The 13,639-nt window shown below is 61.3% G+C and carries 14 protein-coding genes; 13 read left to right on the top strand and 1 reads right to left on the bottom strand.

From position 1 onward, the window contains the following. Nucleotides 1–18: 18 nt before the first annotated feature. The 9 genes from XW59_RS27025 (at nucleotide 19) to XW59_RS26985 (ending at nucleotide 8,764) form a co-directional block, all read left to right on the top strand. Complete coding sequence (locus XW59_RS27025; protein WP_052958042.1) at nucleotides 19–1,011, top strand: tripartite tricarboxylate transporter substrate binding protein; 993 nt, start codon at nucleotides 19–21, stop codon at nucleotides 1,009–1,011. 15 nt (nucleotides 1,012–1,026) lie between these two features. Continuing rightward, the gene (locus XW59_RS27020) at nucleotides 1,027–2,094 is read left to right on the top strand and encodes an Ldh family oxidoreductase (RefSeq protein ID WP_047144385.1); all 1,068 of its coding nucleotides are present in this window, start codon (nucleotides 1,027–1,029) and stop codon (nucleotides 2,092–2,094) included. A gap of 22 nt (nucleotides 2,095–2,116) precedes the next feature. After that, entirely contained in the window at nucleotides 2,117–2,938 is an 822-nt protein-coding gene (locus tag XW59_RS27015; RefSeq protein WP_047144384.1) for a TIM barrel protein, read from the top strand. A 52-nt stretch (nucleotides 2,939–2,990) separates the two neighbouring features. After that, a complete protein-coding gene (locus XW59_RS27010; protein ID WP_047144383.1) occupies nucleotides 2,991–4,031 on the top strand; it encodes a Gfo/Idh/MocA family oxidoreductase in 1,041 nt (346 codons plus the stop codon). Then, nucleotides 4,028–4,510, top strand: a complete 483-nt coding sequence (locus XW59_RS27005; protein ID WP_137327108.1) for a tripartite tricarboxylate transporter TctB family protein — start codon at nucleotides 4,028–4,030, stop codon at nucleotides 4,508–4,510. The genes XW59_RS27010 and XW59_RS27005 overlap by 4 nt, the downstream gene beginning before the upstream one ends. Further along, nucleotides 4,510–6,009, top strand: coding sequence for a tripartite tricarboxylate transporter permease (locus XW59_RS27000; RefSeq protein WP_047144381.1), 1,500 nt, complete (start codon nucleotides 4,510–4,512; stop codon nucleotides 6,007–6,009). Before XW59_RS27005 ends, XW59_RS27000 begins: the two co-directional genes overlap by 1 nt. After that, nucleotides 6,006–7,004, top strand: a complete 999-nt coding sequence (locus XW59_RS26995; RefSeq protein WP_047144380.1) for an NAD(P)-dependent oxidoreductase — start codon at nucleotides 6,006–6,008, stop codon at nucleotides 7,002–7,004. Before XW59_RS27000 ends, XW59_RS26995 begins: the two co-directional genes overlap by 4 nt. Before the next feature lie 16 nt (nucleotides 7,005–7,020). After that, entirely contained in the window at nucleotides 7,021–7,689 is a 669-nt protein-coding gene (locus XW59_RS26990) for a hypothetical protein (RefSeq protein ID WP_047144379.1), read from the top strand. Between the two features lie 64 nt (nucleotides 7,690–7,753). After that, nucleotides 7,754–8,764, top strand: a complete 1,011-nt coding sequence (locus XW59_RS26985) for a LysR substrate-binding domain-containing protein (RefSeq protein WP_348639336.1) — start codon at nucleotides 7,754–7,756, stop codon at nucleotides 8,762–8,764. Between the two features lie 40 nt (nucleotides 8,765–8,804). Here XW59_RS26985 and XW59_RS26980 read toward each other — a convergent pair whose 3' ends face one another. Beyond that, nucleotides 8,805–9,797, bottom strand: a complete 993-nt coding sequence (locus XW59_RS26980) for a GlxA family transcriptional regulator (RefSeq protein ID WP_047144378.1) — start codon at nucleotides 9,795–9,797, stop codon at nucleotides 8,805–8,807. A 125-nt stretch (nucleotides 9,798–9,922) separates the two neighbouring features. On the opposite strand from XW59_RS26980, the gene XW59_RS26975 reads away from it, so the two are divergent. The 4 genes from XW59_RS26975 to XW59_RS26960 are packed head-to-tail and all read left to right on the top strand — an operon-like array spanning nucleotide 9,923 to nucleotide 13,639. Continuing rightward, entirely contained in the window at nucleotides 9,923–10,960 is a 1,038-nt protein-coding gene (locus tag XW59_RS26975; protein WP_047144377.1) for an ABC transporter substrate-binding protein, read from the top strand. A 9-nt stretch (nucleotides 10,961–10,969) separates the two neighbouring features. Then, nucleotides 10,970–12,016, top strand: coding sequence for an ABC transporter ATP-binding protein (locus XW59_RS26970; protein WP_047144376.1), 1,047 nt, complete (start codon nucleotides 10,970–10,972; stop codon nucleotides 12,014–12,016). Then, on the top strand, nucleotides 12,013–12,846 hold the full coding sequence (locus XW59_RS26965) for an ABC transporter permease (protein WP_047144375.1): 834 nt from the start codon (nucleotides 12,013–12,015) through the stop codon (nucleotides 12,844–12,846). The genes XW59_RS26970 and XW59_RS26965 overlap by 4 nt, the downstream gene beginning before the upstream one ends. A gap of 1 nt (nucleotide 12,847) precedes the next feature. After that, on the top strand, nucleotides 12,848–13,639 hold the full coding sequence (locus tag XW59_RS26960) for an ABC transporter permease (RefSeq protein WP_047144374.1): 792 nt from the start codon (nucleotides 12,848–12,850) through the stop codon (nucleotides 13,637–13,639).

Here is a 13,639-nt window from a genome sequence, read left to right as displayed (position 1 = left end):
CGACAGGGAGGTAATGCAATGATTTTTCATCCGACGAGGCGCGGCGTTCTGACGGGTGGCGCAGCGCTTACAGCCATGCTGGCGGCGCCGGCCATCGTGCGTGCGCAAAGCTGGCCTTCGCGCCCCATCACCATCATCTGCGGCTTCTCGGCCGGCGGCACGACCGATGCTCTGGCACGGTTGTTGGCCGGCAGCCTGAGCGAACGGCTCGGCCAGCCAGTTCTCGTGGAGAACCGGACCGGCGCTGCCGGCGCGATCGGCATGACGGCTGTGGCCAATGCGGCCCCAGACGGTAACACGCTTTTGTTTTCCGCTGTCGGACAGCTGACCGTCGTCCCGCACGTCTCAACTAACCTGACCATCGATCCTCGCGCGGCTTTCGAACACATCTCGTTGCTCGCCGAGGGCGATTTCCTGCTCAATGCGAGCGCCGGGTCAGGGTTCGAGAGCTTCGAAGATCTCGTGTCGGCGGCAACGGACAACCCCGGCGCTGTGCTCTATGGAACGTCGGGTGCCGGCGGCAACCTGCACCTCTTCACCGAGGCGGCCTTCCAGGCCGCAGGGATCAACCTGCGCGGTATCCACTACGCTGGCGGCTCGGCGCTGATGCCGGATCTCCTCAATAACCAAGTCCAGGTTTCGCTGAACTCCTATCCCATCTCCGCTCCCTATATCGAAGAGGGACAGTTGAAACCGCTTCTGGTAGTCGGTCGCGAACGCAACGCCTCGTATCCCGACGTTCCGTTGGGTGCCGATCTCGGCTACGACACATTGTCGTCCTGCGTCGATTGGTTCGGCCTTCACGCGCCTGCGGGAACCCCGCGTGAAATCGTGGATGAACTTGCAGCAGGAGTCAAAGAAGCTTCCCAGGAGCAGGCGCTTAAAGACCGGATCGAGCAGGGCAGCCTGCGCAACGTCGCCAGCACGCCCGAAGAATTCGCCGAACGTATCAACTCCGATTACGAACTGTTCGGAGAAATCGCATCGGCTGCCGGAATGTCTGCATCCTGACCGATCGATATTGACATGACATCCGATACCACCAAGCGTTTCGCCGTGGCCGAGCTTCATGCTTTCGCGGCGAGCGCCCTGCAGGCGGCTGGGCTACGGTCCGGCGACGCCGAGACAGTTGCCGATGCGCTGGTGCAGGCGGACTGTCGCGGCGCGGCCTCGCACGGCCTGATCCGGCTGCCGTTCCTTATTGCAAGGGTGCGAGATGGCGGCGCAAACGCGCAAGCGCAACTGCAGACCGTCGTGGACGCACCAGCCATCGCGGTGCTGGACGCGAACGGTGCGCTCGGCCCCGTCGCGGCGAGCCATGGCATGAGGCTGGCCATCGAAAAGGCGAGCCAAGCGGGTGTAGGGGTAACGACGGTTCGCAACAGCGACTTTATCGGAACATGCGCCCATTCGGCCATGCTGGCGCTTGATGCGGGCATGATCGGCATGACGTGGACAAACGGTCATCCAGGCATGGCGCCCTGGGGCGGCCGTGCCAACGGCATCGGCAACAATCCCCTGGCTTTCGCCATTCCCGGAGGGCGCGGCGCGCCGGTCGTTCTCGACATCGCCATGAGCGTCGTCGCCGGCGGTAAAGTTCGTCATGCCGCAAAGACCGGAGAGCAAATACCCCATGGCTGGGTAGTCGATGCGCAAGGCAACGATACGTCGCGGCCGGAAGACTTTCCGGCAGGAGGGGCACTTCTAGCGCTCGGCCATAAGGGCTACGGCCTGGCCGTCGTCGGCGAGGTACTGGGAGGCGTCCTTGCAGGCGCGTCGATCCTCGGCGGGATTCCGCAATGGTTCACAGCCACCGACAAACGCGTGGGCAACGGCCATTTCCACATGGCGCTCGACCTGTCGCGCTTCGTTGCGCCTGGGCAGTTCGCCGAACGAATGGACGAATTGCGCAACAGCATGCGTGACATAGCGCGCCGCCCGGGCGTGGAGGAAATCCTGCTTCCCGGAGAAGGCGCGGAGCGACGCGAACGAGAAGCGCTGGCGAACGGCGTCGCCCTTCCAGAAGCGGTTATTGGCGATCTCGCCGGGCTCGCTTCCTTCTACAATCTGATCATGCCTCAAGCCCTCGCCTGACAATGCCCGAAAGGCACGAACGATGCGCAAGTCGATCGCCCACCTCACTCTCAGCACGACACCCGGCAAGACCATCGCGGCCGCCGCGAAGGCCGGGTTCGACGGTGCCGGTATCCGCATTTGCGGCCGTTTTGTCGGCGACGATTCTTTCCAGGACATCATTGGCGACCGCACCGAAATAACACGCCTGCACGCACTGACGCGCGATCTGGGCGTCGTCATCTCCAACATTTCGGCCTTCCAGTTTTATCCGGGGCTGACGCGGGACCATCTCAAGGGCGTTGTCGAGACAGCGGCAGGACTCGGCGCTGATACGCTTGTCGTGAACTGCTTCATGAAGGGCCGCGACGAGGCGCTTTCGCTATTCGCCGCCTATGACGAGATGGCGCGGGAGGCGGGCATGCGGATCGCGCTGGAGTTTCTGCCTTACAGCACCGTACGTGATCTCGCCGAGGCGAGGGCCTTCATCAAGGACAGCGGCGCAAGCGTATCGCGTCTTCTGATCGACGCTCTGCATCTTGAGCGTTCGGGAGGTAGCGTCGACGACATCGCCTCGCTCGACGGCGGAGAGATCGCGTTCTGGCAAATCTGCGACGCACGTCAGCGAAACGGTGCCGCCGCATCCGACGACCAGCTCATGCGGGAGGCTAGAACCGCGCGCCTGCCGCTTGGCGAGGGAGACTTGCCCCTTCGCGCGTTGCTGGCAGCGTTGCCTGCCGATCTGGAGATCGAATACGAAGTCGCCGATGCCAGTATCCGGCACTTGCCGGAGGAGTTTCGCGCAAAGGCCGCCATGGAGGATCTTCAGCGGTTTCTCGCGATGGTCTCGGCCGACGCGAACTGAACGGCGGTGCCGCTCAACTGAGTAACGAGATTAGCCCATTACGGGAGGTTCCATGTCGCAGAACACGTTGAAAGTCGGTCTGCTCGGATGCGGGCATATCAGCCGCGACCATCTGGTCGCTTGGTCGCGATGCGAAAACGCTAAGGTGATTGCGGTCTGCGATCCGATGCGCGACCGTGCCGCAGCCCAGGCAGAGGCATTCGGCATCGAGCAGGTATTCACCGACCCTACAGCGATGATGGCCGAAGCCGGGGTCGATGCAGTGGACATCGTGACGCCGCGGGGCACGCATGCCGCGATGATCCGCGTTGCCGCCGATAACGGTCTGCACGCCTTATGCGAAAAACCGCTATGCCCCACACTCGCAGAAGCCGAAGCGCTGGTCGCCGAGATTGGCGGGCGTATTCGCGTGATGGTCAACGAGAACTGGCGCTATCGCGCCTACTTCACGCAAATACGTGAGTGGATATCGACCGGACGGGTCGGAACAGTAACGCAGGCGCGCATGGCGTTGTGGCGCTCCAACATGCTGGAGCGGCCGGACGGGATCATCCCGTCGCTTAGCCGCCAGCCCTTCGTTGCAAAGGAAGAACGGCTGCTTGTCGCCGAATCCCTTATTCATGAATTGGACACGGCGCGCTCTCTCTTCGGCGAAATGAGCGTCGTCGCATCGCGCCTGTCGCGCTACAGCGACCGCATCATCGGCGAGGATGCGGCCGCCATTCTCCTTGAAGCCGATGCGGGCCATGCGGTCGTCGTTGAGGGCGTAATGACTTCCGCCGGACATACTTTCCGTGCCCCGAATCGGCTCGAAATCGCGGGCACGCGATGCAGCATCACGCTGGACGACGCCGTGTTGCGCCTTCACGGCGCGGAGGAAGAGACGATACGATATGTCGAGGACGACGTTCGCCAAGGCTGTTTCGACGCCGCGATCAAACATTTTGTCAAAAGCCTGACGACCGGAGAGCCCTTCAAGACCTCCGCGAGCGACCAGTTGAAGACCCTCAAGCTTGTTGAGGATGTTTATGCGTCGGCCGGCGCCCTGCGGCGGCCATCGGTTGTCGCGCCTATCGAAAGCGTGCCGGCATGAGAAAGCAAACCCTTCGAGAGATATTATCCGGCGCAGTGGTGACCCTTTCCGGCGTCGCATTCAGCATCGGCGCCCTGCAGTACGGTCTCGGCTCCTTCAGCCAGATGCAACCCGGCATGTTCCCCTTCCTCGTCGGTCTGATGGTCGCCTTCACCGGCCTCCTGATCGCAGCTGGCGCAGTATTGACAAGAGCGGCGCCAGAACCAGTCGATGAAAGCGATCAGACTGACGAGCCCGTTCAGGGAGAATGGCGCGCTCTGCTGCTGGTTTCCGCTGCGCTGATCGTCTTCGGTCTGGTCGTCAGCCGATTCGGAATGGCTCCGGCCGTCATCGTACTGGTGCTGCTGGTCGGCGTCGCCGAGCGGGAGCGCAGGCCGTTGCAGGCGGTGGTGGTCGCCCTAAGTCTGGCTGCATTGACGACCGCTCTCTTCATTTACGGCCTCGGCATGAACATCCCCGTTGCGACCTGGGGGCCGTGATGCAGGAAATGATTGCTAACCTCGCCATGGGGTTCGACACGGCAACAACGCCGATGAACCTTCTCTACTGCTTCTTTGGCGTATTCCTGGGTACGTTTGTCGGCGTTCTGCCCGGCATCGGATCGCTGGCTGCGATCTCGATGTTGATGCCGCTGACCTTCTACGTACCGCCCGATACCGCGCTCATCATGCTAGCCGGAATCTATTATGGTACCCAGTATGGCGGCTCGACCGCGGCAATCCTGCTCAATCTACCCGGTACTCCTTCTTCGGCCGTCGTGTGCCTCGACGGCTATCCGATGGCCAAGCAGGGGCGGGCGGGCGTCGCGCTTGCCATGACGACGTTCGCTTCGTTTATCGGCGCGACGTTCGGCATCATCGTTTTGACCATGTTCGCCGAGATGTTGGCGCAGGTCGGCATGTCTTTCGCGGCCGCCGACTATTTCGCGCTGATGCTGCTCGGCCTTGTCGCCTCCTCGACGCTGGCGGCCGGCTCGCCTCTTAAGGGCATCGCCATGGTGCTTGTGGGAATTTTGCTGGGTCAGGTCGGCACGGACGTCCAGACGGGCTTGCCGCGTTACACGTTCGGCTCTCTCTCGCTTGCCGATGGCATTAGCCTGGTGGCATTGTCGATGGGGCTGTTCGGTGTATCCGAAGTGATCTCGAACATTGCCGGCGGCGGTCATGCAGGAAGCGTCTATCGCGTTACGTTGCGCTCGCTGATCCCTACGCGCAAGGACGTGCGCGAATCGGCGGCGCCGGCCGCACGCGGAACGATGCTGGGCTCGCTGATCGGCGCCTTGCCCGGTACGGGCACAAACATCGCCTCTTTCATGGCTTATGTCGTCGAAAAACGGGTCGCGAAGAACCCCAAGAAATTCGGCACCGGCGCCGTCGAAGGCGTTGTCGCGCCGGAATCCGCCAACAACGCCGCCGCGCAGACCGCGTTTGTCCCAACCATGACGTTGGGCATTCCAGGCGATGCTGTTATGGCGCTTTTGCTCGGCGTGCTGATCATGCACGGTATCCAGCCAGGACCACGGCTCATCGAAGCGCAACCCACTCTTTTCTGGGGGCTGATCGCAAGCTTCTGGATCGGCAACATCATCCTGGTGATCCTGAATCTGCCGCTGATCGGCCTTTGGGTACGCCTGCTCTCCGTGCCGCGGCAGATCCTGATGCCAGCAATTCTCGTGTTCATGTGCATTGGTGTCTACAGCGTCAATCTCAACGTATTCGACGTGTGGGTAATGATCGCGTTCGGCGTCATGGGCTTTACGATGATCCGCTTCGGGTTCGAACCGGCGCCGCTCATCCTCGGCTTCATCCTCGGGCCGCTCGTCGAACAGTATCTGACGCGGGCACTGCTGATCTCGGGCGGCGACCCGATGGTCTTCGTCCAGCGCCCGATCAGCGCGGGGCTTCTGGCTGCAACCGCGATCCTTCTGATCGTGACAGTCTATGGATCGCTGCGGCGCAGAAGGAAGGTCGAACCATGAGCAGCGCTCGCATCTTTCTCTCGCATCCCGAAACCGCCCGCACATGGTGGTACGGAAAGGACGCTCTCGCGAGTCTGCAAGAGCTCGGAGAGGTCGTTTTGAACCGGACGGACGATACGCTCTCTGGTATCAATTTGGCCAAGGCCGCAGCCGGTTGCCGTGTCATGATCCTCGACCGTGCCACGGCAGTGAGCAGCGGGGTCATGGAAGCTTTGCCTGATCTCGTTGCAATCGTGCGCAGCGGCGTGGAGACGCGCCATGTGGATGTCGCCGCCGCCAGCAAACGCGGCATTCTCGTTACCCGCTCGAACCCCGGATATATCGCGTCGACTGCTGAACTGATCCTCGCGCATATGCTGAATTGCGCCAGGGACATACCCGACTATGTCATGGCCTACCGCAGCGGAGGAGTGCGTAGTCCAAGCCATGGGCTCGAGATGGCCGGCAGCACTGCCGGGTTGATCGGATATGGCCGCATCGCCCGCCATCTTGGCCGAGTGCTCGACGTGATGGGCGTCAGCGTCTTGGCATACGACCCCTATACCGAGGTTGAACCACCTGCGCGTTCCGTATCCCTTCAAGAGCTTTTGGAAGTTTCGGATTTCGTTGTCCCTATCCTTGCGGCGACGGGCGAAAGCGCGAACCTTCTGGACGAGAAGGCCCTCGGCTCCATGAAGAAAGGCGCGTTCCTGATCAACGCATCGCGCGGCGACATTGTTGATGAGCGCGCATTGGTCGCCGCGCTCGATGAAGGCCGCATAAGGGGAGCGGGACTCGATGTCGGCTGGGGACCCGACCAGACACCATCCCCGGCGCTTGCCACTCACGCCTGCGTCAACGCAACGCCACATATCGGGAATCTCACCACACAGGCCGCGGCCCGGCACCCTGCCGACACCGTAGCTCAGACCGCGCAGATTCTCGCGGGCCGCATTCCGTTCGGGGCACTCAATCCCGATCATGCCCACCGCCTCCGCGCAACCACAACACGATAATCGAAGGACAGATTTCATGCCGCTTGTTGGAAAGGGCATCGTTGCCATCTGGAACGACATTCTGCCGGAAATGCGCGACGAATTCTTTGAATGGCATCCGCGCGAACACATGCAGGAACGCATGGGAGTTCCCGGTTTCCTGCGCGGGCGCCGGCTCATTTCCACCGGAGGCGGGGAGGAATTCCTGACGCTTTATGAAGCCTCGGAACCCGAGCTTCTGATCAGCGACGTCTATCGCAAGCGCCTGTCAAATCCCACGGAATGGTCGCTCAAGGTGTTGCCATCTTTCCGAAACAATTTGCGGGGCGTATGCCGCATCGTCTCGACCATGGGCTATGGCGATGGCGGCTATGTTCTTTCGGTCCGTTACGACATGCCCGAAGACGGCGACGATGCGCCGGTCTCGAAATTGATCGCGCCATGGATCGATCGGCCGCGCGTGACCGGGGTGCATCTCATCCGTTGCGACCGCACGCTCAGCGCCGTCGATCCTTCGCTGAACCGGGGGCGAACGATCTCGGTTCCCGACCGTGTCATGCTGATCGAGGGTTCCACGCTGGAGGAATTGGAAGAGCTCAAGGCCGAAGCCGAGACGCTTATCGGCGAACAAGTGGGCGCCTCGAAACCGGTAGGCGCCGTCTACCGCCTCGAATACCAAGTCATGAACTACCCCGAGGCCGGATAGTTTCCGATCGCATGGCTGCTTGCGTTCGCAAGGATAGAGCCTTACCTCTCCGAACTTCACCGGCATCGATGAAGTTCGAGGTGGGAGGCACATCATCAACCTTCGGCAACTGCGATATTTCGCGAAGACGGTCGAGTTCGGCAACATAACCAAGGCGGCCGAGACGCTGCTCGTCGCGCAGCCGGCGCTTGGGCTTCAGATTCGACAACTCGAGGAAGAGCTGGGCGTGCCGTTGCTGATCCGGCACTCGCGTGGCGTCTCGCCCACCGAGGCCGGGCAGCGTCTCTACGTCCGTGCGCTGGAGATTCTGGAACTGGTCGAGCGCACGCGATCGGAAGTCGCGCTCTCGGGACGCGGCGAGCGCGAGACCATCGTTCTCGGGCTGACCAACGGCACGACGGCGCTGATTGGAACCCAGCTCATTCGCGACGCCGACGCGGCATTGCCCAACATCCAACTCAGCCTTGTCGAGGAGATGTCGAGCGTACTCGTCGATGCGCTGGATCGCGGCGAGGTCGACATCGCGCTGGCCTATGATGCACCGGAAAAACCGGGCCTCTTGCGCATCCCGTTGATCGAGGAGGAAGTCGTCTTTGTCCATGCGGCCACGGATAAAGACGATCCCCGGCCGATAGCGTTTTCCAGTGTTCTTGCCATGCCGCTGGTCCTGCCGAATGAACGCGATGTCATCCGTGTACGACTGCAGGCCCTTGCCAACCAACTCGCCCTGCCGCTTCGCATCGGCTACGAGGTGTCGTCGATCGGCATGCTCAAGCGCCTGGTCGCCGATGGCGCCAGCGCCTCCGTCATGCCGTATGCCAGCGTTTTGGACTATGTCGAGGCAGGGCGCTTAAGTTGCCGCCGCATCGTGGATCCTACCCCCAAGCGTACCTTGTACCTGGTGCGGTCCACCCGCAGGGGCCGTTTCGTTCAGGAAGATGAGTTCGTGGATTTCCTTCAGTCCGGCGTTCACAGATTCATTCGCATCTTGGGCGATCTGGCCGTTACGCTTCCCGTTATGGACACACCGTTCTCAAAGGTCATGGCACGGCTGACGAGCGACTCGGATACCTAGGGAGTTTTCACGTCGTTGCTCGCTTGCCTCCCGCACCGCTTCAGACGGCAGAATGAGCAGACAGCGATCTACGATGTTCGCTGGGCGAGAGCCCGAAGTGGTTCCGGAATTCTCGTGAGAAATGCGCGGCATCCGAGAAGCCGCTGTCGAGCGCGATGCGTGTGATGCTTTCCGTATGGTTTTCGATCATCCATCGGCCGTAGTTCAGTCGCATCACGCGGTTGTAGCGTGATGGTGTGGTATCCATTTCGGCGCGGAAGGCCCGTTCCAGTTGCCGTACGCTGATACCGACATAGCGCGCGATGGCCGGCAGCGGTGGGGGGTGATCGAGTTGTTGCTCCATAAAATGAAGCGCCTTGCGCACACGTGCATCGCTGACGCCGCTGATATCCTGATGAAAGAAGGCCTGCGGCAGGTTTGGAGCGCGTATTCCGCTCAGCATCATGTGGCGCACCGCCTGTTGAGCGCGATCGCGTCCGCAATGGCGCGAGATGAGATAAAGCCCGAGGTCAATCGCCGCGGTGGAACCGGCGCAGGTAATCAGGTCCCCTTCGTCGATGAAGAGCCGATCGACGGAGATGCCGATATCGGGAAAGCGCTCTTCAAACGCGTCTCGTACGTTCCAGTGGACGCAGACCGTGCGGTCCTTCGCCAAACCGGCGCGGGCGATATTGAAGCTTCCGGTGCATATGCCCAGAAGGCGCACACCCTTCGCTGAAGCATCACGCAGATACGCATCGAGCTGCGGCCTGGGCGTTTCGTCCAGGTAGCTGTTGCCGCCGCAAACGGCAATATAGTCGAAATTCTCCGGCGGCACGACCTCGTTGCTGCCGGTGACTTTGAGTCCGCAGCTCGCGATGCGGTCTCCCGAACCAGGCGTCATCACCGTCCATGCCGCGTGGATCTGCCGGCTGTTGCCGCCATCATCGGCGGCAAGGCGCAACGCGTCGATCAGCCCTCCAAAGGCTGCAAGGGTGAATTTGTCTAGCAGCACAAATCCGACGCTCAGCGCCGGACGCCGATCATCGGGCAAGGAACATACTCCTTCAAAAGGGGCAGATCATGTCGTTTATATTCAAGCCAAGGGCCGGAGGCTTCAAGCATCCACTCAGGATCCCCGCATAGTTTTCCCGACAATAACCGAAAAGGGGGAATGCCATGAAATCGACAGCACTTATCCTATCGGCTTCCGCCATCGCGCTTTCAGCGATGGCGCCGGCTCACGCTCAAGGCGACTCCATAACGGTAGCCTGGTACGGCGGCAATTGGGGCGATGCGTTCCAGGCTTGCATCGGCACGCCGTTCACCGAGGCGACGGGCATCAAAGTCGTTCCCGATATCGGCACGTCCACCACGACGCTTGCCAAGCTGCAGCAGCAGGCCGGCGCTCCGACACTTGATGTCGCGTTTCTGGATGGGGGCATCAGCGAGCTTGCCGAAGAGGCAGGCGTCTTGGCGCCGATCGATCTCAAGGCCATTCCCAACGCGGCCAATCTGGCCGATGCTGCCGTCTATGAAGGCGACAATGGCGTCTATGCCGTCAGCGGCGGCTTCTATTCGCTCGGTCTTACCTATAATACCCAGGAAATTTCCAAACCGCCGGCTTCCTGGGAGGATCTTTGGAATGACGACTACGCTTTTGCGGTGACGATCCCGTCGCCCAGCAATTCTTCCGGCATTCCCTTTATCTTCTTTCTCAATCAGATGCTTGGTGGAACCTCCGACGACTTCTCGCCGGCCTTTGAGAAGCTAAAGAGCTTAGATGCTGCGCTGTATTTTGATTCCTCGGGTGCCGCGAGCAACGCCTTCCAGAGCGGCGAGATCATCATCGGCGCGCATTTCAATGTCGGTGCGTGGGGTCTCGCCGATGCCGGGCTGCCGATCGGCTTTGTTGTGCCGAAGGAAGGTGTGTGGGCAACCGACGCACGACTTCATCTCGTCAAGGGTGGCCCCAATCCCGAAGCCGCCGCCAAGTTCCTCGATACGGCGCTCAGCGCGGAGGCGGCATCCTGCCTCGCGGCAAACCTCTACCTCGGCCCTGCCGTCAAGAATGTCGAGGTCCCCGAAGAGGTTGCCGGGAAGCTTCCCTGGGGCGAGAGCGGCTCGGTGGACGACCTGCTGCTCTTCGACTGGAACGAGGTCAACGCCAAACGGGCGGAACTGACCGATATGTGGAATCGCGAACTCGCCCGATAGGTCAGGTCCATGGCTCTCCTCTCCATCGAAGGCGTATCGAAGTCGTTCGGCAGCCATCAGGCGCTCAAGGACGTCTCGCTAAATGTCGAAGCAGGCGAATTCGTCTCGTTGCTTGGCCCGAGCGGCTGCGGCAAGACGACTCTGCTGAGGCTGATCGCCGGCTTCCTGACAGCCGATCGCGGTACGATACGCATTGACGGAGAGGACATTACAAACGTGCCGGCGCATCGCCGGCCGCTCAACACCGTCTTCCAGAACTATGCGCTCTTTCCGCATATGAGTGTGCAGGATAACGTCGCCTACGGACCCCGGCGTAGCGGGGCAGGACGGGTGGAAGCCGCAGAACGGGCGAGTGAGGCGCTCTCGCTCGTCGGACTTGGGCAAATGGGCGATCGCTATCCGCGTCAGTTGTCAGGCGGTCAGCAGCAACGTGTTGCCTTGGCCCGCGCCATCGTAAATCGTCCAAAACTGCTTCTCCTCGACGAACCGCTGAGCGCGCTCGATCTTCAATTGCGCCGGCGCATGCAGGTCGAACTGAAGCAACTGCAGGAGAAGCTCGGCGTCGCCTTCGTTTTCGTCACGCACGACCAGGAAGAAGCGATGGCGATGTCGGATCGCATATCGGTGCTGTCGGAGGGACGCATACAGCAGGTGGGGAACGGTGCCGAAATCTATCGCCGTCCGGCCAACCGCTTCGTGGCCGAATTTATCGGCGAGGCGAACCTGCTATCAATCGACAGCGCACACGGTTTCGAGATCGTGTTTGCTCCCGCCGACCAGTCCACGAACCGGCTCGGCGTGGTTCGGCCGGAACATGTCCGTATCCTGCGAGAGGGCGATACGGCCGCGTTATCCGAAAATGACGTGCGCATTACCGCCGAAGTCGCGGCGGTCGCGAGCATCGGAGGCACGACCGATATTCACTGTACGTCGCTCGGCTATGAGATCGTAGCCCGCAGGCTCGGTCTCTCCGACGGAGGATTCAAGCCTGGCGACAAAGTCACGCTGGTCATCGCTGGCGACGACATCCACATCATCGAGTCCGAAAGGTCATGATCAACTCGCGCTCGACCGTTGCGGCGCTCGTCTTCCTGCCGCTCTTATTCTTCACGGCCTTCTTCCTCGTGCCTTTGACAGTCGTCGCAACCGCGAGCTTCACGAATGGCGATGGCGTGCCGACGCTGGCCAACTATGCGCGTATTCTGCTGGATACCTATCATTGGTCGGTGATCGCGACGACGTTTCGCCTAGGAATAGTCACGACGCTGATCTGCATCCTAATCGGCTATCCGCTCGCCTGGTATCTGGTGCGGATCGTCAAGTTCCGCAGTTGGCGGCGGCTCTGCGTCATCCTGCTGATCCTACCTCTCTTCACCAGTAATATCGTTCGCTCCTTTGGCTGGATGGTGCTTCTGGGTCGCAACGGCCTTGTCAATGAGACACTCCAGATGGCGGGCTTGACCGAGCGTCCGTTGCGCCTTCTCGGCACCGAAACCGGTATCCTGATCGGCCTCGTCTATATCCTGCTACCTTTCGTCGTGCTGACGATCGGCAACGCGCTTGCCAAGATCGACCATTCGCTGGAGCAGGCATCCGCGGATCTCGGCGCGAGCCCGGCGGCCACCTTCTGGCGCGTGACCTTCCCGCTGACGGCCCCCGGCATCGCTGCTGGCGCGATCATTGTCTTCGCCCTCGCTGTCAGCGCCTACGTCACGCCGGCACTTCTCTCCGGCGGCCGGGTGACCGTGCTCGCGGTCCTCGTCTTCCAACAATACTCCTCGGTATTCGACTTCCACTACGGTGGGGCGCTGGCCGTGACGCTGCTCGTCTTCACCATGGCGATCATCGGGATCTCCTCGCTGGTCTCACGGCTGGGAGCGCGATGACATGATCCTGCGCAACCTGATCTGCATCGTCGCTCTCTTCGGGATGACCTTCCTCGTCCTACCGCTCGCAGTGCTCGTTGGCGCCTCGCTGACGACGAGCGAATTCTTGGCCTTCCCGCCACAGGGCCTCACACTGAAATGGTACGCTGTAATATTTTCCAATCCGACCTATGTCGCAAGCTTCCTGACGAGCACGTGGCTTGCTGCCTCGGCAACGCTGATCGCCATCTTGCTGGCCGTGCCAGCCGCTCTTGCCGTTTCGCGCTACGATTTTCCGGGCAAGGGAGCGTTTTCTGCATTCCTGCTTTCGCCGCTCGTCCTTCCGCATCTGGTGCTTGGTGCAGCGCTCCTGCAATTCGGCGGGTCGATCGGGCTGACGCGGAACTTCTGGGCCCTGCTCGTAGGTCACGTGGTGATCGTCACGCCCTTCGTGTTGAGAACCGTGCTGCCGCTTCTGTCGCGCGAACAGCAGGCGATGGAGGAGGCTTCGCGTGATCTCGGCGCCGATGGGGTCACGACATTTTTTCTGGTGACGTTACCGCAGATTCGCAGCGGGCTTGTCGCCGGTGCAATCTTCGCCTTCATCACCTCCTTCATCAATGTCGAGCTGTCGATCTTCAACACGACCGCTGAACTCAACACGATCCCGGTCCAGCTCTTCAATTACGTCCAGTACTCGGTCGACCCGTCGATCGCCGCTGTTTCCTCGGCGACCATCGTCGCAGCCGCCGTCGCAATCATCCTGATCGATCTCACGGTCGGTCTCGATTTCCTTACCACCAATGACGATTGA

The sequence above is a fragment of the Aquamicrobium sp. LC103 genome (genome assembly GCF_001014615.2).
In the GTDB taxonomy this organism is placed as follows: domain Bacteria; phylum Pseudomonadota; class Alphaproteobacteria; order Rhizobiales; family Rhizobiaceae; genus LBCQ02.
This window is presented reverse-complemented; position numbering and strand designations above follow the sequence as displayed.